The 22,758-nt window shown below is 43.6% G+C and carries 19 protein-coding genes; 2 read left to right on the forward strand and 17 right to left on the reverse strand.

Annotated elements, in window-relative coordinates; genetic code table 11:
* Window positions 1-4: 4 nt before the first annotated feature.
* The gene (holA, locus tag DXD06_RS07120; protein ID WP_117831179.1) at window positions 5-988 is read left to right on the forward strand and encodes a DNA polymerase III subunit delta; all 984 of its coding nucleotides are present in this window, start codon (window positions 5-7) and stop codon (window positions 986-988) included.
* 6 nt (window positions 989-994) lie between these two features.
* On the opposite strand, the gene DXD06_RS07125 is transcribed toward holA, so the two are convergent.
* The 9 genes from DXD06_RS07125 to argC all read right to left on the reverse strand — a co-directional run bounded on the left by DXD06_RS07125 (window position 995) and on the right by argC (window position 10,952).
* Complete coding sequence (locus DXD06_RS07125; RefSeq protein WP_158569502.1) at window positions 995-3,397, reverse strand: DNA internalization-related competence protein ComEC/Rec2; 2,403 nt, start codon at window positions 3,395-3,397, stop codon at window positions 995-997.
* Window positions 3,398-3,408: 11 nt separating this feature from the next.
* Entirely contained in the window at window positions 3,409-4,350 is a 942-nt protein-coding gene (locus tag DXD06_RS07130) for a GerMN domain-containing protein (RefSeq protein WP_158569503.1), read from the reverse strand.
* A 10-nt stretch (window positions 4,351-4,360) separates the two neighbouring features.
* Window positions 4,361-5,812 carry a sensor histidine kinase gene (locus DXD06_RS07135; RefSeq protein ID WP_022046415.1) on the reverse strand — a complete coding sequence of 484 codons (1,452 nt, stop codon included), beginning with the start codon at window positions 5,810-5,812 and terminating at the stop codon, window positions 4,361-4,363.
* Between the two features lie 24 nt (window positions 5,813-5,836).
* Window positions 5,837-6,529, reverse strand: a complete 693-nt coding sequence (locus DXD06_RS07140; protein WP_022046414.1) for a response regulator transcription factor — start codon at window positions 6,527-6,529, stop codon at window positions 5,837-5,839.
* Between the two features lie 8 nt (window positions 6,530-6,537).
* Window positions 6,538-7,137 (reverse strand): ComEA family DNA-binding protein, encoded by a 600-nt coding sequence (locus DXD06_RS07145; protein WP_055068492.1) that lies wholly within the window; start codon window positions 7,135-7,137, stop codon window positions 6,538-6,540.
* Window positions 7,138-7,218: 81 nt separating this feature from the next.
* On the reverse strand, window positions 7,219-8,418 hold the full coding sequence (locus DXD06_RS07150; RefSeq protein ID WP_022046412.1) for an aspartate aminotransferase family protein: 1,200 nt from the start codon (window positions 8,416-8,418) through the stop codon (window positions 7,219-7,221).
* A 23-nt stretch (window positions 8,419-8,441) separates the two neighbouring features.
* Window positions 8,442-9,335: an acetylglutamate kinase gene (argB, locus tag DXD06_RS07155; protein ID WP_117831182.1), complete on the reverse strand. Its 894-nt coding sequence runs from the start codon at window positions 9,333-9,335 to the stop codon at window positions 8,442-8,444.
* Window positions 9,336-9,345: 10 nt separating this feature from the next.
* A complete protein-coding gene (locus DXD06_RS07160; protein WP_117831183.1) occupies window positions 9,346-9,804 on the reverse strand; it encodes a GNAT family N-acetyltransferase in 459 nt (152 codons plus the stop codon).
* An 89-nt stretch (window positions 9,805-9,893) separates the two neighbouring features.
* Window positions 9,894-10,952: an N-acetyl-gamma-glutamyl-phosphate reductase gene (gene argC / locus DXD06_RS07165; protein WP_055262098.1), complete on the reverse strand. Its 1,059-nt coding sequence runs from the start codon at window positions 10,950-10,952 to the stop codon at window positions 9,894-9,896.
* A gap of 211 nt (window positions 10,953-11,163) precedes the next feature.
* On the opposite strand from argC, the gene DXD06_RS07170 reads away from it, so the two are divergent.
* Window positions 11,164-12,393, forward strand: a complete 1,230-nt coding sequence (locus tag DXD06_RS07170; protein ID WP_022046408.1) for an argininosuccinate synthase — start codon at window positions 11,164-11,166, stop codon at window positions 12,391-12,393.
* Between the two features lie 67 nt (window positions 12,394-12,460).
* Here the strand turns inward: DXD06_RS07170 and DXD06_RS07175 are convergent, their stop codons facing one another.
* From DXD06_RS07175 to DXD06_RS07210, 8 genes are all read right to left on the reverse strand, one after another.
* Window positions 12,461-13,540, reverse strand: coding sequence for a hypothetical protein (locus DXD06_RS07175; RefSeq protein WP_117831184.1), 1,080 nt, complete (start codon window positions 13,538-13,540; stop codon window positions 12,461-12,463).
* 127 nt (window positions 13,541-13,667) lie between these two features.
* Complete coding sequence (locus tag DXD06_RS07180; RefSeq protein WP_117831185.1) at window positions 13,668-14,399, reverse strand: TraX family protein; 732 nt, start codon at window positions 14,397-14,399, stop codon at window positions 13,668-13,670.
* A 17-nt stretch (window positions 14,400-14,416) separates the two neighbouring features.
* Window positions 14,417-15,286, reverse strand: coding sequence for a deoxyribonuclease IV (locus DXD06_RS07185; RefSeq protein ID WP_117831186.1), 870 nt, complete (start codon window positions 15,284-15,286; stop codon window positions 14,417-14,419).
* A gap of 1 nt (window position 15,287) precedes the next feature.
* Entirely contained in the window at window positions 15,288-16,073 is a 786-nt protein-coding gene (locus DXD06_RS07190) for an SDR family NAD(P)-dependent oxidoreductase (protein WP_117831187.1), read from the reverse strand.
* A 136-nt stretch (window positions 16,074-16,209) separates the two neighbouring features.
* Entirely contained in the window at window positions 16,210-20,733 is a 4,524-nt protein-coding gene (locus tag DXD06_RS07195) for an alpha-amylase family glycosyl hydrolase (RefSeq protein WP_243000909.1), read from the reverse strand.
* 161 nt (window positions 20,734-20,894) lie between these two features.
* Window positions 20,895-21,350, reverse strand: coding sequence for a hypothetical protein (locus DXD06_RS07200; RefSeq protein ID WP_117831189.1), 456 nt, complete (start codon window positions 21,348-21,350; stop codon window positions 20,895-20,897).
* 2 nt (window positions 21,351-21,352) lie between these two features.
* Window positions 21,353-22,228, reverse strand: a complete 876-nt coding sequence (gene metF / locus DXD06_RS07205) for a methylenetetrahydrofolate reductase [NAD(P)H] (protein WP_117831190.1) — start codon at window positions 22,226-22,228, stop codon at window positions 21,353-21,355.
* A 20-nt stretch (window positions 22,229-22,248) separates the two neighbouring features.
* Window positions 22,249-22,752, reverse strand: a complete 504-nt coding sequence (locus DXD06_RS07210) for a GreA/GreB family elongation factor (RefSeq protein ID WP_117831191.1) — start codon at window positions 22,750-22,752, stop codon at window positions 22,249-22,251.
* Window positions 22,753-22,758 lie beyond the last annotated feature (6 nt).

Genomic DNA, 22,758 nt, shown 5'->3' on the forward strand with positions numbered 1-22,758 from the left:
AGACATGAAAACGATTGATAACGACATCAAAACAGGACAATTCAAACAGATTTATCTGTTATACGGAGAAGAACAGTATCTGATCCGTCAGTACCGGGACAAATTAAAGCATGCACTGGCAGCGGATGATGATACCATGAACTTTTCTGCTTTCTCCGGCAGCGACATCAACCAGAAAGAGATCATCGATCTGGCAGAGACACTGCCTTTTTTTGCCGACCGCAGACTCATTCTGATCGAAGACAGCGATCTGTTTAAAAAAAGCGCCGAAGAACTTGCCGATTACATGTCTTCCATTCCGGAAACCACTTATTTTGTCTTTGCGGAAAAAGAAATAGACAAGAAAACAAAGATGTACAAGCAGGTGAAAAAAAACGGAAGCATCGTGGAATTTCCGCGTCAGAATGAGACGACTCTCTCCCGCTGGATCGAGGGAAGAATCCGCAAAAACGGAAAAAATATTACAAGAGATGCCTATGCGCTCTTTATCCGTAAAACCGGTGATGACATGGAAAATATCGACAAAGAGCTGGAAAAACTTCTCTGCTACACACTGGAAAAAGACTATATTGATATCTCCGATGTGGAAGCCATCACCACCGAACAGACCGAGAATAAAATCTTTGACATGATTGACGCAGTGGCACTGCACCAGCAGAAAAAGGCACTGGATCTTTATTATGATCTTCTTGCTCTCAAAGAAGCTCCGATGCGTATTCTTTTTCTGCTTTCCAGCCAGTTTCAGCGTCTGATGATTGTCAAATCCATGACCAATCAGGGATTTGGCAACAAAGAAATTGCTTTAAAAGCCGGCTGCCCGGAGTGGGCAGTCCGCAAATACCAGTCGCAGAGCCGTGCTTTTTCCATGGATCAGCTCAAACAGGCGATCCGCGATGGTGTGGAATACGAAACTGCAGTAAAAACCGGACACATGAATGACCAGATGGCCGTTGAACTGTTTCTGGTACAGTACAGTGCCGGAAAATAATTTTCTCTATTTCACATAAGTTTCGCACACCAGCTTATTTTCGATGACGCGCACCCGTATCCGTCCACCTTCGATGGTGCAAAAAAATCTGCTGCCGCTCTCTTTGATCCTTTGTACGGCATCCGGGCTTGGATGTCCGTAACGATTATCCTTTCCGGCTGAAGCAACCGTAATTTCCGGCCGGATACACTTCAATAACGCTTCTGCGTTCGCATAGCGCGATCCATGATGATCCGCCTTAAAAATCAAAACCTTATCCCATTTTTCGCGGCAGCTCAGCTGCTCTTCCACATCTGTAGAGATATCTCCACCAAACAGGGCGCGGATATCCCCCTCTTCAAATTGCAGTACCAGACACAGATCATTGACATCCTCCGCTTTATCCGAAGCTTTGGGATACAGACAGCGCATGGCTGCACGTTTGCTTCTTACCGTATCCCCCGCCTGCATATAAAGCACTTTCGTTCCATGGCTGCGAGCCAGTTCTGCCAGCTCTTTTGTCTTTGCTTCTTTTTCCACTGCTTTTGCAAACACCAGATACTCCACACGGTATCCGGACACAAGAACCTCCTTAAGACCGGACACATGATCGGTATCCGTATGACTGACAAACCAGTAAGAAATCTCTGACACTCCTTTTGCCTTTAAAAACGGCAGAATCCGGTACTTTCCCACCTGTTTCACATCGGTGCTCCCACCATCGATAAACATGGAAGTCCCGCCGCCCGTGCACAGATAAATACCGTCTCCCTGTCCCACATCAAGGAAATCAATCTCAAACGATTTCTTCTGTGGAAAAAGAAGAAAAAGCAGAAGAAACGCAATAAAACAGGAAAAAACTATGCCCTGCAGACGTTTCTTTCTTCGGCTTACACACAGATCTGCCGTCTCCCTGCAGTCTTTATGCTTTTCATTTCTGCGTGCACAGGCATAGATCGCCAGAAGAAACACTCCAAGCCCCAGGTAATACCAAAAGATCCGCATATGCGCAGGTTTCCCTGTGATCCTCTGCGCACCCGGAATCTTTAAGGAAACCTCACACAGAAACCGGTAACTGTCGAGCATCCAGCCACAGGGCACAAACAGAACACGCCCCGCAGGCAAAAACGCCATCCCCACAATCACCCCAAGCACAGTAAGCCCCAGTAATCCGTTGACCACCGCAAGTACAAACAGGTTTATCAGCATCGCGTACACGGGAATTTCATAATAAGAATATGCGACCAGCGGGATGGTAAACAACTGGATTGCAAAACTTACCAGAATTCCTTCTTTTTGTCTTGAGAAAAATGTTTTTTTGATGGTTTCCTCTCCGGCCTGCTGTCTGCGTTTCCATGAATGTTCCCATTCCAGCAGTACATTGGCTCCCACTCCGATGGCAATCACCGCCATCACGGAAAACACAAATCCGGAATACGATAGCAGAAACGGATTTTCCCACAAAAGTACGAGCACAACAATTCCAAGCGCATTTAACATGTCATAGGCATATCCTGTCACATCCGCAAACAAATAAATCAGACACATGCCCATCGCCCGCTGTGTAGATACCCCGTTTCCGCTTAAAACCGCATAGGAAATCAAAAAAACGGTCGTTGCCAGCGCTGCTGTCACATACCGGGTATGCAGTCGTTTCCGCAGCAGGCGGTACAGTCCCATCCCCAGAAGGGAAATATGAAGTCCGGAAATAGCAAGCACATGGGCGATCCCCGCTCTCTGATACAAAGATTTTATCTCTGCATCCAGAGCCCCCTTTTCCCCTAACAGCATCGCAGAAAGCACGCCATCGTCCCGGATAGAATGCCGGATCACGTCATTTGCACTCTTTTTCATATTCTGTAGTGCGCACCGGTAACGATCCGGTTTTCCATAGACCCGGCTGATCTTTGTAACCCATATGCCGAAATCAATTTTCTGACTCTGGTAAAACTGCCGGGCATCAAACATCCCTTCATTGGATGCTTCTGTAAATAATGAAATTGTACCCTCAATATTCAGGATTTGTCCAGCCGAATGGCTGGCAGAAGAAACATATGCGATTACATCATTGCATGGCAGTGTCTGCGATTCTGCTTCCACCGTGCAATCTTTTAAATAGTAATAAACGCATCTGGTTTTCGGTTCTATCCGATCAATCTTTCCCGCCAGGCGAACCTCCTGGCCATCTGTGAGTTTCTGCAGGTACTGCTGCCTGAAATCGATCTGTCGCTGCAGCTGCAGCATCCCCAAAAGAAACATACCGGGAAGTCCTGCCGCAAACAGAACTTTCCGCATCCCCCGTTCCTTCCATGGAGTGGTATATACCAGTAACAGAACTGCCAGCACACCCCATGCCGGCAGCTGCTCTCTGACACACACAATCCCCAGCAGAAACTCTGTGGCAAGCAAAAGAAATGGTCTTTTCCTCACGCTTTCTTTTCCTATTCCGTAGATTCTACTTTCTCATCGCTTTCTTTTGTGACCAGCCGGTCATCTGCCTCGTACATCTTTGATAGTTTATACGTGTAACGGCATTTGCCACTGGTATCTCCGTTGATGGAAATCTGTACTTTATCGATTCCCGTCAGTTCCGTCAGGGAATCCACGATAGAGTATAAAACAACAGGTTCTGAGATTTCCTGATTCTGATTCAAAAACATTTCATCCAGATTGACATAGCAGACCCCATCCACCACTGTGATCGTAATCAGTTTCGTCTCCGAAGGAATCGTTGCCAAGAGTCCGCTTTTTCTTGGTCCCTCAATCAGCTGTTCCATCACCAGTTTTTCCAGTGAAATGTTGGAACTGTAATGTACCTCTCTGGTTTCCGGAACCAGTCTGGTACCCGCCTTATTTGAAAAATAAAGTTTCAGTGTTGCTTTCTGGCTGGAATTGATCTGTTCTCCCGGATTTTCCACAAAACTGTCCAGATTCATGGCACCTACATTTGCTCCCGAGGCATCCACAAGTGGTTTTCCATCCACCGTAAAGGTCACATACTGGCTCAGCTGCAACAGTGTCTTTGCAATTGCAGCCCTGGTCAGAATCTCTTCCGTCGGTTTCATATCGTAATATTCCTTGCTGAAATCCACCGTAATCTGATAAGAGATCAGATCTATATTCTGGATTTTTACTTTGCGTGGAATGGTTCTTCGAAGCGTTGCATCCTCCGGCTGTGTCTGCAGATCTTTGAGCAGTTCCTTCACCTGTGCTTTGCCGGATGAAGTATGCTGCAGGGTAATCTTTTTCGCAACAACCTTTGTCAGCTCATTGTTTACATAAAATACAAAATAGTCTTTTTTATCTTCTTTTTTTCCACATCCGGCAGCCATTGTGAGTACCATTGCCACAAGGAGTATGATTGAAATTATTTTTTTTCTCATCTTTTTCCTCCTATGCAATATAGTTGAGCGGAATACGAACATCAAAGGTTGTTCCCTCGCCCATCACAGAATGTACTTTAATTGCGCCGCGATGCATCAGTATGGAATTTCTTGTAATTGCAAGTCCCAGTCCGGTTCCTCCGATCTCACGGGAATGGGATTTATCCACCCGGTAAAATCGTTCGTAAATATGATCCAGAGACTCCTCCGGAATACCGATTCCGGAATCTTCTACTTTCAGGTAGAAATACTGGTGATCCGCATTCAGCGATACGTGTACCCAGCCCTCTCCGTCATTCCGGTTATATTTGATTGCATTCTCCACAAGATTTGTGATCGCAAGCGTGATTTTTACCTCATCCACTTCTGCGGTAACCGGGCGGAAACTCTCAAGGACAAGTTCCACTTTCTGCTTATCCGCAATCGGCTGCAGACGTTTTAAAATCTGCTCTAAAAGTTCATTGATATTGACGGAAGATACATTCAGCCCTGCTGCAGACTTATCCATCTTCACCAGAGAAAGCAGATCGTTGATGATCTTTGTCTCACGCTCAATCTCGTTGGTGATATCTTCCATAAATTCCTGATACAGTTCCTTCGGCGCATCCGGCATGCTATTGATCGAATCCGCCAGCACCTTCATGGATGTCAGCGGTGTCTTTAATTCATGTGACACATTCGATACAAACTCCTGCCGGGAATCATCCATGACTTTGATCCGGCCAAGCATCTGATTGATCTTCTCACAGATTCCCGCCGTCTCCGTGTAATCATTGACCTGAAGATTGTACTCTCCGTATCCGTTTTTGATTGCAGCGATTCCCTCTTCAATCTTCTGCAACGGCTTCAGGAAATACAAAAGCAGAAGGATTGCAAAAAACACAATTGCAATTCCGACCATGACCATAACGATCACCGCCACCTGTCGCATATATGACTGGTTGATCACAATATTGTCCGTAGAAACACTGATCAGCATAACTCCGATCACCGTTTCACTTTTATCATCAGGATCGCTGATCGGGATCGTCATCTCAATGTAATGGTTCTCCGAATCATAATGCACAATATCCTCGCCCTTGAAACTGCGCATGACCTCCTCTGCAATGATCAGCTTATGGTCATCGAGATTATACGTGTCATAATAAACTTTGCAATTGTCATCCACAACAATGACACGACCATCATAGATGGTCGTGAGCATATCAATCTGTGTCTGAATATTGCTGGACGATACATCCGCCCCCAGCTTCATATATTCACTTGTCGCTATCTGATTTGCCAGAATTTTTGCCTGGCTTAAGATTTCACTTTCCCGGATAGAAACGGCACGCTTTTCGTAATATTTTAAAACTGCTGCCGAAAGAATCAGACTCGGTACGACCGCAATCACAACGATCAAAAGAATCAGCCGAAATTTTAAACTTTTTAAGAACTGAAGAAACTGTTTACTCTTCTGCATGGAAAAACCTTTCTGCCTTCTCGTCTATTTCTGGTAATAATAATATCCCACACCCCATTTTGTGTGCACGTATTTCGGTTCACTTGGGTTGGTTTCGATCTTTTCACGCAGACGACGTACATGCACATCCACTGTACGCACGTCTCCCGGATAATCTTTTCCCCAGACCAGTCCGAGCAGATTTTCCCTGCTGTATACTTTATTTTCATTTTTCACAAGAAGTTCCAGCAGATCAAATTCTTTTGCGGTAAGGTTTACTTCCCTGCCTGAAATAAACAGCCGTCTGCTGTCACAGTCCAGACGCAGATCCCCTTTCTCCACAATCGAAGAAACTTCTTTCTTTTCTCTCGGTCCTGCGGTACGACGCATGATCGCTTTGATACGCGCTTTCACCTCAAGAATATTAAACGGCTTTGTGATATAGTCATCGGCACCATAATCGAGTCCCAGAATCTTATCCATATCGTCGCCCTTCGCTGTCAGCATAACAATCGGCATATCAGAAAATTCACGAATCGCCTGACATACTTCGAATCCGTCCATCTTCGGAAGCATGATGTCCAAAAGGATCATATCATACTCATTTGCTTTCGCCATATTCAGCGCTTCTTCTCCATCGTATGCACAATCCACTTCCATCCCGTCCTGTTCAAGACTGAACCGGATTCCTTTTACGATTAATTTCTCATCATCTACTACGAGAACTTTCTTTGCCATATTACACCTCAACGAATCGTTATATAATCTTTCATTTTTTCAAAAAGTGCGCTTTTGATTCCGGATACCTGCATGATATCTTCGACTTTCGCAAACGGCCCGTTTTTCTCCCGGTATGCAAGAATTGCCGCCGCCCGTGTCTCTCCGATTCCCGGAATGGTCACAAGCTGCGTGGCATCCGCCGTATTGATATCAATCCGCCCATCCGATTCTTCCACAGTGGCACCGGCTGCCTCTGCCGATGCTTTCCGCTCCCTTGCCTCTTCCTCTGTGGGAAAATAAATCATCTGTCCGTCCGAAAGCTTCTCGGCAAGATTCCAGTATTCGCGGCTGGCAGCTTTGGTCAGTCCTCCTGCCGCCTCCACCGCATCACAGATACGCATACCGTCTTTCAGCTGATAGACACCGGGAGCTGCTACCTCCCCGCATACATATACCTGTACCGTCTGGTCGGATTTTAATGTTTCTTTTTGTTCCGTTCGTTCCGTTTCCACCGTCTGCTCCTGTGTCTGAGTGGTATCCAGATATGGCACTTCCTCCCTGCCACATCCCGTCAGATACAGGCATGTCAGAATCATACAGCACTTTTTTATCCAATGTTTTTTCATCTCATTTCTCCCTTTCCGGGGCGAAACGAGTCTCAATGCATTTCTATTTTAACGATTTTTTGTTACTTTTACAAGTGTAAGTTATTCCTGCACCGAAAGTAATGCTTTTTCCAGCTTTTCAATCATTTCATCCACATGCTGTTTTTCGATGACAAGCGGTGGAACAAAACGAAGGACATCCGCTCCCGCTGTGATCACGATCAGTCCCTGCTCAAGTGCTGCGGCTGCCACTTTTCCAACTGGAAGCTTGCAAACCACACCCTGCATCAGACCTTTGCCTCTGCGTGTTACAAGGAAGTCATATTTTTCTACCAGCTCATCCAGTTTCTGTTCCAGATAAGGCGCTACTTCCTTTACATGACCTAAAATGTCACAGGCTTTAAACTGATCAAATACTGCCGAAACGGCTGCTCCGACAAATGGGTTTCCACCATAGGTCGTTCCGTGGTCTCCCGGTGCCAGCGATTTGTCTGCCACACGCTGTGTCAGGAAAAATGCACCGACCGGCACTCCACATCCGAGTGCTTTTGCACAGGTCATGATATCCGGTTTTACTCCGTAATTCTGCCATGCGAACATCTCGCCGGTACGTCCCATGCCACACTGGATCTCATCTAAGATTAACAGAATATCCTTTTCATCACAGAGCCTGCGCACGCCCTCGATAAATGCAGGATCGGCCGGATAAATTCCGCCTTCTCCCTGTACCGTCTCCATAATAACCGCACAGGTTTTGTCCGTTACCAGTTCTTTAACACTTTCTAAATTGTTATACTCTGCAAATTTCACACCCGGCATGAGTGGAGCAAACGGTTCCTGATAATGGGCATTTCCGGTTACGGAAAGTGCTCCGATACTTCTTCCGTGGAAAGAATGTTTCATGGCAATGATTTCATGGCCGGCATGTCCGTCTCTGGTATATGCATATTTTTTTGCAGCTTTGATGGCTCCCTCAATGGCCTCCGTACCGCTGTTTGTAAAGAAAATACGATCCATTCCGCTGGCTTTTAGTGCTTTCTTTGCCGCCTCAATGGTCGGGACATTGTAATAAAGATTTGACGTATGCAGCAGTTTATCCACCTGATCCTTCAGCGCATTTTTATACGCCTCATTGCTATAGCCCAGCGCACATACGGCGATTCCGGCTGCGAAATCCAGATACGCTTTTTTGTCTGTATCGTAAAGGTATACACCCTCACCATGATCAAGTACAAGTGAAAAACGATTGTAGGTATGCAGCAGTTCCTGCTCCGCGGTATCAATATATTCCTGTTTGTTCATTGTTTATCCACACCTCTTATCTCTTATTCATTGTAAAAATGATGTTCTTCATCACCCAAAATTGCAGTACCGATTCCGCGATTGGTGAAGATTTCCAAAAGCAGACAATGTGCGATTCTTCCATCGAGAATATGCACACGGGATACTCCGTTTTCAATGGCATCAATGCAGTTATTCAGCTTCGGAAGCATACCGCCTCCGATATATCCGTCTGTAATCAGTTTTTCTGCATCGGAAACCGTAAGTTCGGAAATCAGGGTGGACGGATCTTCCGGATCTTTGTATACTCCCTCGATATCGGTTAAGAATGCCAGTTTCTCTGCGGAAACCGCACGGGCAATCGCACATGCCGCATCATCCGCATTGATATTATATGTATCATAATTGTCATCCAGACCGATCGGGCAGATAATCGGAAGGAAATCTTTCTCCAGCAGATCATACAGAATCTTTGGATTCACTTCCTTTACTTCTCCTACATATCCGATGTCCTGACCATCCGACAATTTCTTTTCCACCTTTAACAGACCACCGTCTTTTCCACTGATGCCGACCGCCTGCACCCCAAGTTCCTGCACCATGGATACCAGTGATTTGTTGACACGGTTTAACACCATCTCTGCAATCTCCATGGTAGGCGCATCCGTCTTACGCAGTCCATTGATAAATTCCGGTTCCATTCCTGCTTTGGCAACCCATTTGCTGATCTCCTTGCCACCGCCATGCACAATGATCGGTTTGAATCCAACCAGCTTTAACAAGGTGACATCCTGGATGACCTGTTTTTTCAGTTTCTCATCTACCATCGCTGATCCACCGTATTTTACAACGATAATCTTGCGGTTAAAACGCTGGATATAAGGCAATGCCTCAATCAGCACCTGTGCTTTTTCCAATGCGTTTAAATTCTCACTCATAACATTCTCCTTACCGATTAAATCTCGTAATATTTGCTTCGTTCAATGTAAAATCGTAATAGTTTAAGTCTTCCCTGAAACACCAGCCGGCATCTTTCCAGAAATGATTTCCCAGCTCATTGCTCTTAAATGCGATCAGGCTGACCTTATTGATTTTTTCTTCCTGCAGGGCGCGCATACATGCGACTGCCATGGCTTTTCCGATTCCGTTCTTCCGGTAATCTTCATGCACACAGACATGATACAGACATCCGCGTCTCCCGTCATGTCCGCAGAGAATGGCTCCCACGATCTTTCCATCTGCTACCGCTACCATACTCGTGGTCGGATTTCTTTTTAAAAACCGCTCCACGCCTTCTTTGGAATCATCGATGGAACGGATTCCAAAACCGTGGATGCCCATCCACAACGCATACACCTCATCATAATCTTCCAGTGTCATCACACGGATTGTATATTCTTTACTCATTATTCACCTCATTATAGAGCTCATTGTATGAAAGTTCCTCTTACGCGGAAACAATGAGCGTAGGAAATGCATCAAACAGATGCCTTTCATTATGGAAACATCGGAACCATGGAAAGTCCTTCTGCCTCATCAAATCCGAACAGCAGATTCATGTTCTGTACGGCCTGTCCGGCTGCACCCTTGACCAGATTGTCCAGTGCACCCATCATCACAACTCTGCCGGTACGCTCATCAATGACAAAGTTTACGTCCACGTAATTGCTGCCCTCTACCCACTTGGTCTCCGGGCAGACACCTTTCTTTAATACACGCACGAAACGTTCCTTTGCATAATATTTATCGTAAGCAGCCTTCAGTTCCTCATAAGAAGGATAGGTACCATCCGGCTTTTTGATCAGGGTTGCATACTCTGTCGCAAGAATTCCGCGGTTCATCGGAACCAGATGCGGTGTAAAATTCACGGTAATCTCTTTTCCTGCCGCATAGCCGAGCTGCTCCTCAATCTCCGGTGTATGTCTGTGTGTTGTCACACCGTATGCTTTCATGCTCTCGTTCACTTCGCAGAACAGGTTCGGTGTCTTTGCCCCACGTCCCGCTCCGGAAGTACCGGATTTTGCATCAATAATCAATGTATCCGGATCAATCAGTCCCTCTTTTACCAGCGGATATGCTGTCAGAATGGAACAGGTCGTATAACATCCCGGATTTGCAATCAGACGGGTCTGGGTGGTCACCTTATCACGGTTAATCTCACAGAGTCCGTAAACGGCTTCCTTAATAAACTGTGGGCTTTTATGCTCAATCTTATACCATTTTTCATAGGTAGCAACATCTTTGATTCGAAAATCCGCACTCAGATCAATGATCTTTACCTTATTTAAAATATCCTCATTCAGCACACCTGCCAGAAATCCCTGTGGTGTTGCCGTGAAAATCACATCCACGCGGGAAGCAAGCTCATCCATGTTATCACCCAGACAGTCTGCATCGACAAGCTCAAAAAAGTTTCTGTAAATATCTGCATAATTTTCATCGATATAGCTTCTTGATCCAAACCATTCGATCTGTGCCTCTTTATGATTCAATAAAATACGCACCAGTTCTGCTCCTGCATAACCGGTCGCTCCGATAATTCCTACCTTTACCATGTTTCTTACCTTTTCTTTCTTTTAAAAATATGATTCTATCCTATAATAGTCCATCTTTTTCCATCCGTAAATAGCAAATATTCACAAATTTATGTATATTTATGCAATTTTATGTATATTTTTTCACTTGTGTTTTCATTTGGATTGATGTATAGTAGGGTTAGTCGTACGAGAGCGTACAATTCCATATAGAAAGAAAGGATACAATCTTATGAAAGAAAAAGTTGTTTTAGCTTACTCCGGCGGACTCGATACTACCGCTATTATCCCTTGGTTAAAGGAGACTTATGGTTATGAGGTTGTCTGCTGCTGTATCAACTGCGGACAGGGCGAAGAATTAGACGGACTGGAAGAAAGAGCCAAATTATCCGGCGCTTCTAAATTATATATCGAAGATATCACAGATGAGTTCTGTGACGATTACATCGTACCTTGTGTACAGGCTGGTGCTGTATATGAGCACAAATACTTATTAGGTACTGCCATGGCACGTCCTGGTATCGCAAAGAAACTGGTAGAGATCGCCAGAAAAGAAAACGCTGTTGCAATCTGCCACGGTGCTACCGGAAAAGGAAATGACCAGATCCGTTTCGAGCTTGGTATCAAAGCACTTGCTCCGGATATCAAAATCATTGCTCCTTGGCGTGATGACAAGTGGCAGATGGATTCCCGTGAGGCAGAGATCGCATACTGCAAAGCACACGGAATCGATCTTCCATTCGGCACAGACCAAAGTTACAGCCGTGACCGTAACTTATGGCATATCAGCCATGAAGGACTTGAGCTGGAGAATCCTGCAAACGAGCCAAATTATGATCATCTTCTGGTTCTTGGTGTTTCCCCTGAGAAAGCTCCGGACGAAGGCGAATATGTAACCATGACATTTGAAAAGGGTGTTCCAAAGACGGTAAACGGAAAAGAAATGAAAGTTTCCGATATCATCCGTGAATTAAACCGTCTCGGTGGAAAGCACGGTGTCGGCATCATCGATATCGTAGAAAACCGTGTCGTTGGTATGAAATCCCGTGGTGTATATGAGACTCCTGGCGGAACGATCCTGATGGAAGCACATGACCAGCTGGAAGAACTGGTTCTTGACCGCGATACCTTATCTGCAAAGAAAGAGATGGGCAACCGCCTTGCCAATGTTGTATACGAAGGAAAATGGTTCACTCCTCTTCGCGAAGCAATCCAGGCATTTGTTACTTCTACCCAGAAGTATGTCACCGGTGAAGTAAAATTCAAGCTCTACAAAGGAAACATCATCAAAGCCGGCACAACTTCTCCATACTCTCTCTACAGTGAGTCTCTGGCAAGTTTCACAACCGGTGATCAGTACGATCATCACGATGCAGACGGATTCATCACACTGTTCGGACTTCCTCTGAAAGTTCGTGCAATGATGCTGCAGAATGTAGATAAAAAAGATCTGGATAAATAAATCCCCAGAATAAAAGAAGCACCGCAGTCGCGGTGCTTCTTTTATTTTTTCGATTGTTACCCGGATTTTATTCTGCCGGAAACCAGGAAGCAAGCTTTACTTTGTTGCTGCCATCTGCCTTATAGCAGTAAACCGCAAGTTTCTCAGTCACATCAGCTCCCTTGTACGGAACATTTGCTTCCACGAATACATAATTTCCACAAACCGAGTATTTTTCAATGCCAAGTTTAAAGGATGCCACAAGGTTTTTCTTTCCCGTCCTGTTATCTGTCCGGTAGAGTTTCGTCTGCATGTACCGATCCTTTCCTGTCGTACTATAGGTATACGTTCCATCATTGACAGCTTCCAGTGAAACACTCAGATAATTTTCATCCTTAACAGCAAAGGAACCTCTCTGATAACTGTTTCCCTCCAGATCATAAAATGTCCTGTTCTCGTTTTCTTTGGTATAGTAAATCTTTCCCTCACTTTGAAACAGGGAATACCTATAAGCATCTCCGCTGTTTGCAATCTGTGCTACTTTCTTTTTATCCGTTCCGTCCGTCTTCATGCTCATAACGGTTCCGGTATCTTCCGAATAATTCATGCCATCTTCACTTTTACTTTTCAGTGCCAGATAATAAATCCGTCCATCTATCAGCTGTGGGTCACGTCCGAGCGCAAGTTTCTTTGCGGATTTCCCGTCTTTTGCGATCCGGTAAATATATTCTTTTGTTGCATCGGTTCCATAGTAACGATCCCAGGTTGCATAAATATATTTCTTATCCACAGATAACTGGGAAAAACCATTGCTTCCCTTTTTGTTTTTCCCTATTTTGTAGGAATATACCTCACTCTTTTTGCCTGTTTTGGTGTTGTATTTCATAATTCCCATACGCACACCCATCATTTCAAACGCATAATACAGGTTCTTTCCATCTGAAACCGTACATGACGTACCCTTCATCAACGGCTTTTCCTCCGTCTGCACGTCCGTATGGATCGGCATCACTTCATTATCATACGATACCTGACCGGTCTGTTCCGTTGTATCTGCAAAAGCTGTAACCGAAGGCATCACCGCACACCCTGTAAAAGTGATCGCTCCTGCCAGTGTCGAGGCAGCCATTGTTTTTTTAAACTGATTCCAAGATTTTTGTCTCATCATTCAAGACCTCCATTCCTATCTATCTGTCTTTCATTTCGTCTGCATTGTACTCCCGCTTTTTCAGGAACGCAAGCTGTATCTGAAAAAGATAAGAATTTCATAAGAATCGTAACATCTTCTTAAAATATTAAGCCCAAAGTCCCATTGCCCGTGCGATCATAGCAAGAAGAAACAGGTGTGCTGGATAGAATATATAAAAGAAATATTTCATCTGTTTTCCCCTGGTTCCATTGTAAAAATAAACCGGTATCATATCCAGAAATGCCGCCGCTTCAATGATACTTGCCAGCAGGGTTAAAACAAAAACACCGATACCCATTCCCTTCACTTTCTTCGGATAAAACATGTAAATTGCAAAAATTGTCACAATTCCCGACAAATCGTAATCTGTACGGAAAAGAAGTGCCAGAAATCCCCCGGCTGCAACTGTCACAATGATAAGAATCACACGGATGGCTGCTGCTTTTTCCCCGTAAACATCCGCCACAAACTTCTGCCTTATCTTTTCAACACCCCAGATCACCAAAAGTCCGAACAGCAAAGTAAAAAAGACATTGTTGCTGGAAAAATCCCACATTCTCCTGCTGAATGCCAGGTCAAACGGAACCTCGGAAATCAGGGCAAACAAAAAAAGCCTCCCCGCATATTTTGCCCTGCTGCGTGTATGGTAAAATCCCTCTACCAGAAGAAAACAGTAAATCGGAAACGCAGCTCTTCCAATGATGCGCATCAAAAATGCGGGATTTTCCAGTCCCGGAATCTGTTCTAAAATAACGGCTGACGTGTGATCAATCAGCATGGAAACCACGGCGATCACCTTTAACCAATAGCCGGAAATTCCCTGTTGTTTAACATTCATAATCCTTCTCCTCTTTATTATTTTGCAAGAAGCTGTGCAATCTCTTCTTTGTATGGCGGAATCGTCTTTTTGGTCTCTCCCTCGGCACAAAGCCACGGTGTCTCTAAAATCTTTGGAATTTCCACAAAACGCGGATCGTGGACCAGACGGTACAATGTCTCAAATCCAATGGTTCCTTTTCCAATGTTTGCATGACGGTCTTTATGTGCTCCCAGAGGATTTAAACTGTCATTGATATGAAAAACCGCAATCTGATCCAGCCCGATCACCTGATCAAAAGTCTCGAACACGCCTTCATAATCATGCACCAGATCATAGCCGGCATCGTTTACATGACAGGTATCAAAACAGACTCTCAACCGTTCCTTTTTGTGCACTCCGTCATAGATTGCCCTGATCTCTTCAAACGTTCTTCCAATCTCGCTGCCTTTTCCTGCCATCGTTTCCAACGCAATAAACACATCATCCCCGTTGGCATCAAGCACCATATTCAGTCCCCGGACAGTCTGTGCAATTCCTGCCTCCGCCCCCGCGTCTAATGCAGATCCCGGATGCAGTACCAGAATTTTACTGCGCATGGCAGCCGTGCGCCGGATCTCTTTTTCCAAAAATTCCACAGCAAGCTCAAATGTCTCCGGCTTTACCGTATTGGCAAGATTGATGATATACGGTGCATGAACCACGATTTCCCGGATTCCAGCCTTTGTGGCATACTCCCAGCCCGCCTCAATATTTAAGTCTTTGATTTCTTTTCTCCGGGTATTCTGCGGTGCCCCTGTGTAGAGCATCAGCACATTTGCCCCATAACGCTCCGCTTCCTTCACGGATGCCAGAAACATCTCTTTTCCTGCCATTCCCACATGAGAGCCTATTTTAATTTCTTCCATTTTATATGTCCTCTGCTTTCAGCTTTTTCTTCTGCTGATGTGCAGTAATTGCAATCAGCAGATTTTGCGGAATAAATCTTCCGCATATCGTTGCTGCCTTAATTTCAGTCGTCGGAACAATGAGCACTTTGCGTCTTTTCATCTGCTTTAATGCATATCCGGCGCAATACTCCGGTGTGATTCCGGCCAGTGCAAATTCAACATTTGCCACTTCATTGAATTCCGTATTCACCGGACCCGGACACAATGCCCCTACATACACCCGGCTGCCTCTCTGCTTCAGTTCCAGCGCCACTGCCCGCGTCAGACTCGCCATATAGGCTTTGGTCGCATAATAGGTGGCCATATAAGGGCCTGCCGGAAGCAGTCCTGCCGAAGAAGCGACATTTAAAATGTAACCGCCCTCCTGCTTTTCCATGCGGCGAAGCATCAGTTTCATCAAAAGATGCATGGCCTTGACATTCACATCAATCATCTGCATTTCCTTCTCTGCATCTGTCTCGAGAAAACTGCCGCAATCCCCAAAACCGGCATTGTTGATCAATATTCCGACCGGAACCGGCTCCAGCTGCTGCATCAGACGGTAACACGCTTCTTTTTCGGACAAATCTGCCGTGATAACCATGCTTTCCGTCCCACTTTTTTTCAATTCCTCCGCCAGTGCCTGCAGCCGGTTTTCCCGTCGCGCAACCAGTACCAGACGGTATCCTTCTGCCGCGAGCTGTCTTGCAAATGCCATACCAATTCCAGAGCTTGCCCCTGTAATAACTGCATATGTTTTTTTCATTTTACATCCTCCTAAAGCATAATGAGTATAACACAGCAGCCCCCGGTTGTCTAATAAAATCAGGGCTTACAGAGGTTTCCCCCTGTAAGCCCTATGGCAGAAAATGAGTATAAAACGATTGTTTTAAGGTTCTGGCTTATTTCACCTTTACCTTCATCTTTACTGTTTTCTTGGTTCCGTCTTTTAATGTAACCTCTGCGGTCACTTTTCCGGTTCCTTTCTTCTTTCCGGTAATCTTTCCATTTTTATTTACGGAAACCACAGACTTCTTGGAAGACTTATAGGTAATCTTTGCCACGTTTTCCATATTCAGCTTCTTGTTCCATTTAAATACGGTTGTCTTTTTTGCAGCAACATTTACTGTGGTCTTTGCTGGCTTAACGGTTTTTGCGATCTGCTTTGCCTCAGCCTTTACCTCAGCCTGTGTCTTTACGACATAAGTTCCCTCACCCTTAAATGTCAGTGAGACAGAACCATCCTTTGCGACCTTGTAAGCTTTCTGGTTTACAAGAACCAGTTCCCCGGTCTTTTCATCTTTCTTCATTACGGCAAGTTTTGCACCTGCTTTGACATCTGCTGCATTTACCTGTAAGGTGTATGCTGTTGTTCCATCTGCTTTCTTGACTTCCTGTGTGATGGTTACGTCTTTTGTTCCGGCAGCTTCTGTTACAGCTTGGATCACATCGGCATTTACGGTTGCTTTCACGCCTGTTTTGCTTGTCTTTCCAGTTGCTGCTACTGCTGCCTCTGCGGTTACTTTTCCGCTTGCATCCTTTGTGACTGTTACGGTTGCAGTCGTTCCTTCCGGAAGTTTTTCTGCAGGAATAACGCTCTCTGTCGTTGTTGCATCCTTTTTGGTATCTTCAGAAGGCTTGGTTTCGGTTGTTGTGCTTCCGCTGGAGGAACTTCCACCGGTAGATCCGCCGTTTGTACTTGAATTATTTTTCAGAACAACGGTACCACCATCTGTTGCCGCTGGAATGATCACTTTAATCTTTCCGTTACTTACCGTATATGTTTTTCCAGAATACAGATCCTTCAAAACAGTTCCATTATTTTCACTAACCGGAATTTCTACAGTCTGTGCAACATCTTTGATATTTAAACCAACATATAATTTGGTTCCTTTGTAGCTTCTGGATACAATATCATAACCATTTTCATCAGATGCTAAAATTGTTTTTCTGTCTCCTCTTGCAAATACATCTGTATATGCATTACGGATAGAAAGCATCTTCTTATAATGCTGATAGGTCTTATTGTCACTGTTTACCATTGTCCAGTCAAAATCATAACGGTTTGTCTGATATGGATAATTATTTAATCCCGTCAGACCGATCTCTTCCCCATAGTAAATAACCGGCTGTCCTTTTGCAGTAATCTGCAGGCTTGCGGCTACCATGGATGCCGCAGTTGCTGCATCTTCAGCCATTCCACCATCCAAAAGTTTCTTCTTAAATCCATCCTCGTCATGACTTCCAAGGAACTGACCTGTCATATATGTATTGTTTAATACACTATTTCTGGATGTCAGGAAACTTTCTACGGAAGAAATATTTCCCTTTACAAAATTAGTTGCCTGATCATTAAAATCAAAATCCAGATCCGAATCCATTTCTCCGGTTCCTAAAGTATTGCCATTAGAAGCATAGCCTCCTCCTGCATACTCTCCAATCATCTTAAAATCTGAATCTACTTCCGTCAGAGCATTCTTTAATTCCGCCCAGGTATCATTTTCCACATGTTTAACTGTATCAACACGGAAATAGTCGATACCAAAATCCTTTACCCACTGTGTCTGCCACTTTACAAGCTGCGCGCTGACTGCAGGATCTTCTGTTCTAAAATCTGGTAAATTGCTTAAGGAATCTTTCTGATCACTTCCAGATACAATATCGTCTCCGCTTCGGATCATATCACCAAAATCCGTATCATATCCTGCATGATTGACCACAATATCTACCATAATACGAATACCGCGGTTATGTGCCTGGTCGATCAATGTCTGGAATTCTTCTTCTGTTCCAAGCGTTGGGTTCAGTTTTTTAAAATCGCTTGCCCAATATCCATGGTATGCAGCATTGTACGGAACATCTTCTTTTCCCGTGTCAGTTACCGTAACTCCCGGAATATTTTCTACAATAGGAGTAATCCAGATTGTATTAATTCCCAAATCCTCTAAATAATCTAACTTTTGTGTAATTCCTGCGAAATCACCACCATGATACAGACCTGCATTATCCTTTCCGTAAGTCTGTGCTCCGCTTGCTGTATTGTTTGATTCATTTCCATCAAAGAAGCGGTCCGTTACCATAAAATAAATAACGGATTCATCCCAATCAAAATCTTTCGCATTTTTCTTGGTTCGAGCAGTCACTTCAACCTGTACACTTGTTGAATACTCATTTCCATACTGATCTGTTACAACAATTGGCAATGTTTTCTTACCTAGCGAAGTATCTGTTGTGGCTGATATTGTTACCGCCTGCAAATCCGGTACAATTGCCAATGTACTGCTTCCACCTAAAGAAGAAACATCAATACTTGCAGATGCAACTTCCATCTTCTTTGTATCATTCTCATCCTGATTTACAGTAAATTTTACGACATTATTCTCATTATAATTAAATGATGCATTCATTACCTCTGCCTGAATAGTGGCATTCAGCTTATAATACTCAATATAAGAATAATCGTTTCCCTCTTTTTGTTCCTGCTTATCGTTATATTTGTCTAAAATATATTCATCCCCGACTTTATAACGATAATATGTACGTCCGCTTTCCAGTTTGTTATAGTTATACTCAAAACGCTTATTCCCAGCATTATAAGTCATTTCATATTCCGTACCATTGATATCTACAGATACCTTCATATCTGCAAGCTTATCATCAATTAAGGCGTTATCATCCCGATAATAAAATGCAATCTTATTTTCTTTTGGAAGGACTTCATATCCCTTATTGTATGGAGCACTCAATACAGGTTCTTCGCCCTGTTTCATGTTCGCACATACAACATTCTGATCCTCTGGAAATGCAATAGAATGATCTCCACCATCCTTGACCCAGTCAGAACCGGAAGAATCCACTGCAATAACGAAATCAACTTTTGTACAGCTTGACTTTACCGGAACCTTAATTTTCCATTTTCCAGCTCCTGCGGATTCAAATTTTTTCAATTCTGCCGCAAAACCAGTAGTCCACGAATAAAACTCCGGAATGGTTGTTAAAGTATCATTTTCATATTCCAGATAAAAATATCTTGGATCTTCTTTGGTAATGGTAGGTTTTTTTGTGACAGGTGTTTTTCCATACACATACCATAAGGTTACTTCTGAAGTATTCTCATCAATAACATAATATTGATTGCCATCTTTTCCACCATCCCAAGATCCAGCTTGATCTCTAGCAATAATTCCAAGTGAATTGTATGGCACCGTAACTGTTCCCTGTACCCATGTTACATTATTTTCTGCATCTTCTACCGTTTTATCTAAAGTAACGGTCGTATTGTTATCCCCGCCATTCTCAAAAATGTAAATGTCCGATACCTCAGGCTTCATTTCCAAATCCTGAGAATACATATTTATGGTTACCTGATACTGCTTTTCTACAACTGGAATTGTCAGTTCCTGTTCGAAATCACCATAAGAAACAATAACCGTCACTTCCGTCAAAGACGTGTCTTTTGCAACAGAAAGCGTATTGTCTTTCAATGTTACTCCCGCTATTTCTTCTTTTAACCTATAAGAAACATTAACATCATTTGCATCAGCTGAAGTGCCATCATAATACTTTGCAGATATTTTTAATTCTTTTGCTTTTCCCTTTGAAATATTTCCATTATCAACTACAAGTTTCTTTAACTTTTTCTGGATAACCTCTACATTTTTTGATGCATCTGTAAGATCAATGGTAAACGTAACATCTGAAGGTGCTTCGACTGTTACGCTGCGGTTACCATCACTACCAGTTCCATATCCCCAAGGTTTATCCCAGCCACAATTCTTAGGATCCTGTAAAATCTTATATGAATATGTACCTTTTGCAACATTATGAAAAGTAATACTGAACTTATTTTCATTTGAATCATCCTGCATCAATACATTTCTTGTATCATTTGCATCCCATTTGCTATTTCCAGTCAATTCGGAATCTCCTGCAAGTGTAAATGTATTTTTAATTTCAGCAGCTTTAATTTCTGTTGTTTTTTCAGTACTTGTATACCATTTTTCCACTGAAGGATCAAAATATGCTTCTTTATGTCCTTCATTTGCAATTTGAGCATTCCAGCATTTGTATTCTTTACCATCTGTATTAACAAACTGCAAGCCATCTATAGTCCCAGATATTTCGACATATCCCCATCCTTTATTTGTTTGATCAGCTAATAATGTTGGATATTTATCGCCTGTTGTTCCCCAAGTTTTTGGACGGAATGCGTTCTCTGTATCCCCTTTAGAAACTTTAGCAGCAGACCAAACATTTACGCCCCAATCCGTTACTGTTGTTCCATCCGGCAACTCAAAATACAATTTTACCGTTGCATCTTCTGCTTTTGCCTGTACCGCCCCAATCGGTAAAAGTGTCAGAACCATCGCAATTGCAAGTAAAAAACTTACAAAACGGTTCTTTGTTGAAAACCTTCTCTCTCCCATTTTTTCCTCCTTTTGAATGATATTTCGGTTTTTTTCGTTTTTCATTATACTTGAAAATGTATACGAAATAAAGTTGGAAAAACTGCCAAAAAACCTCTGGAAATTTTGTCTAAAAATTCCAGAGGTTTTTTTAACTTATTATACACATTGTATATTCATGTTTATTGCTGCAGTACCAGCTCGCGCCCTGTCACATCCAGCTCGATGTTCTGCGGCTCCTTCTTGTACTGCTCCAGCACGGTCAGCCACAGCATATGTACTTCGTAGACCAGCATCTGATCCGCCTCCACTGCATACGGAGCTAAAACATCCACATCGAAGAAGCGGATGCCAAGCGGTGGCTGGAAAATTAAATTGCAGGACTTCTTTTTTTCTCCGCAGGTATAAATCTGCTCATAAGAAACCAATAGAAATTCTTTTTCCTGATCCATACAGTGATAGGAAACAAAACACTCATCAATCACCCATGTCTCTCCCTCTTCGGTTTCCACTGGTTTCTTCGCCGGATCGTTGTACTCGGTAGTCTGGCACTGAATATCCCAGTGCAGTTTTCCTTCCCGCGTTTTTTGTATCATATCGGTCACTTTACGGACCAGCTGTTCTTCCTTTTTCTTCATTCTTATGCCTGCTCTCTCACATAAATCTGTGACAGATTATTCATGATCGCCGCTGCGACATCCGGTTTATTCATGGAATAAATATGAATGTGGTTGACTCCATTGGCAATCAGATCAATGATCTGCTCGGTTGCATAGGCAATTCCAGCCTGTTTCATGGCTGCAGGATTATCCCCAAACCGATCCACAATACTCAAAAATTTGGCTGGAACGAGGTTTCCTGTCAGGGAAATTGTCCGCTTCACCTGTGCTGCATTGGTAACCGGCATGATTCCGGCAGTCACCGGAACATCAATTCCTTTTGCAAGTGCCTTATACAGAAAACGATAGTAAATGTTATTATCAAAAAACATCTGTGTGGTCAGATATTCACAGCCTGCATCCACTTTTTCTTTCAGATGATCCAGATCTTCATTCATATTGGCAGCCTCCGGATGTCCCTCCGGATAACATGCACCGCCGATACAGAAGTCTCCTGCCTCCCTGATCTCACGAATCAGCTCAATCGCATGGTGATACTGATCCGGAAGCGGAAAATCCGTGTTTGTCGGAATATCCCCGCGAAGTGCAAGGATGTTTTCGATTCCGCGCTCTTTCAGCTCATAGATTACAGTATGTACCTTTTCTCTTGTGGAAGAGACGCAGGTCAGATGTGCGATTGCCGGCACCCCATAAGAGTTGATCGCATCTGCGATCTCTACGGTATAATCACTCGTTCCACCGGTTGCTCCATATGTACAGCTGATATATGCCGGTTTCAGCTTTGCGATTTCTGCTGCAATTGCCTTATAATTCTGCAGCTGTGCTCCCTGTTTTGGTGGAAAAATCTCACATGAGATGGTCACCTCATTCTTCTTTAAAATTTCCGATACTTTCATTTTATTTTTGTCTCCTGTTGTTAAAATTTTCGAAGCTCATCTGTGCCGTCATCCACAGTATTGACAATACGCTTAATCTGTACAAAATAGGAATAATTATCATTTACATGAACTTCACAGCGATCTCCGGCTTTATGCCCGAAAATAGCTGCGCCAAGCGGTGATTCCCGGCTGATCAGATTTTTCAGTGAATTGCTTCTGACTGTTGTCACCAGTTTATATGTTTCCGTCACATCGTCCTCTTCAAAATAAATATCGACGGTATTGTTCATTCCAACTTCATCTTCCGGAGAGTCTTCAGAAACAATCACTGCTGTCTTGATCATTTTTTCCAGATAACGGATACGGCTTTCATTTTCGTTTTTAAACTTTTTGGCTGCCTTATATTCAAAATTTTCGCTCAGGTCTCCCTGGGCACGTGCTTCTTTTACATCTTCGAGGGCTTCCTTCCGAACCACCAGCTTCCGGTGCTCGATCTCTGCCTCCATTTTTTCAATATCCTTTTTTGTTAATTCATCATGCATATTCTG

Source organism: Roseburia sp. TF10-5, from assembly GCF_003462365.1.
In the GTDB taxonomy this organism is placed as follows: domain Bacteria; phylum Bacillota; class Clostridia; order Lachnospirales; family Lachnospiraceae; genus Roseburia; species Roseburia faecis.

Coding starts and splice junctions, on each gene's coding strand:
- DXD06_RS07150 (WP_022046412.1), bottom strand. CDS start 8,418: ATGAACAAACAGGAATATATTGATACCGCGGAGCAGGAACTGCTGCAT.
- DXD06_RS07145 (WP_055068492.1), bottom strand. CDS start 7,137: ATGAAAAAACATTGGATAAAAAAGTGCTGTATGATTCTGACATGCCTG.
- DXD06_RS07185 (WP_117831186.1), bottom strand. CDS start 15,286: ATGGAAGAAATTAAAATAGGCTCTCATGTGGGAATGGCAGGAAAAGAG.
- DXD06_RS07135 (WP_022046415.1), bottom strand. CDS start 5,812: ATGCAGAAGAGTAAACAGTTTCTTCAGTTCTTAAAAAGTTTAAAATTT.
- argC (WP_055262098.1), bottom strand. CDS start 10,952: ATGGTAAAGGTAGGAATTATCGGAGCGACCGGTTATGCAGGAGCAGAA.
- DXD06_RS07180 (WP_117831185.1), bottom strand. CDS start 14,399: ATGAATGTTAAACAACAGGGAATTTCCGGCTATTGGTTAAAGGTGATC.
- argB (WP_117831182.1), bottom strand. CDS start 9,335: ATGAGTGAGAATTTAAACGCATTGGAAAAAGCACAGGTGCTGATTGAG.
- holA (WP_117831179.1), top strand. CDS start 5: ATGAAAACGATTGATAACGACATCAAAACAGGACAATTCAAACAGATT.
- DXD06_RS07170 (WP_022046408.1), top strand. CDS start 11,164: ATGAAAGAAAAAGTTGTTTTAGCTTACTCCGGCGGACTCGATACTACC.
- DXD06_RS07200 (WP_117831189.1), bottom strand. CDS start 21,350: ATGAAGAAAAAGGAAGAACAGCTGGTCCGTAAAGTGACCGATATGATA.
- DXD06_RS07195 (WP_243000909.1), bottom strand. CDS start 20,733: ATGGGAGAGAGAAGGTTTTCAACAAAGAACCGTTTTGTAAGTTTTTTA.
- DXD06_RS07210 (WP_117831191.1), bottom strand. CDS start 22,752: ATGCATGATGAATTAACAAAAAAGGATATTGAAAAAATGGAGGCAGAG.
- DXD06_RS07130 (WP_158569503.1), bottom strand. CDS start 4,350: ATGAGAAAAAAAATAATTTCAATCATACTCCTTGTGGCAATGGTACTC.
- DXD06_RS07190 (WP_117831187.1), bottom strand. CDS start 16,073: ATGAAAAAAACATATGCAGTTATTACAGGGGCAAGCTCTGGAATTGGT.
- metF (WP_117831190.1), bottom strand. CDS start 22,228: ATGAAAGTATCGGAAATTTTAAAGAAGAATGAGGTGACCATCTCATGT.
- DXD06_RS07160 (WP_117831183.1), bottom strand. CDS start 9,804: ATGAGTAAAGAATATACAATCCGTGTGATGACACTGGAAGATTATGAT.
- DXD06_RS07175 (WP_117831184.1), bottom strand. CDS start 13,540: ATGATGAGACAAAAATCTTGGAATCAGTTTAAAAAAACAATGGCTGCC.
- DXD06_RS07140 (WP_022046414.1), bottom strand. CDS start 6,529: ATGGCAAAGAAAGTTCTCGTAGTAGATGATGAGAAATTAATCGTAAAA.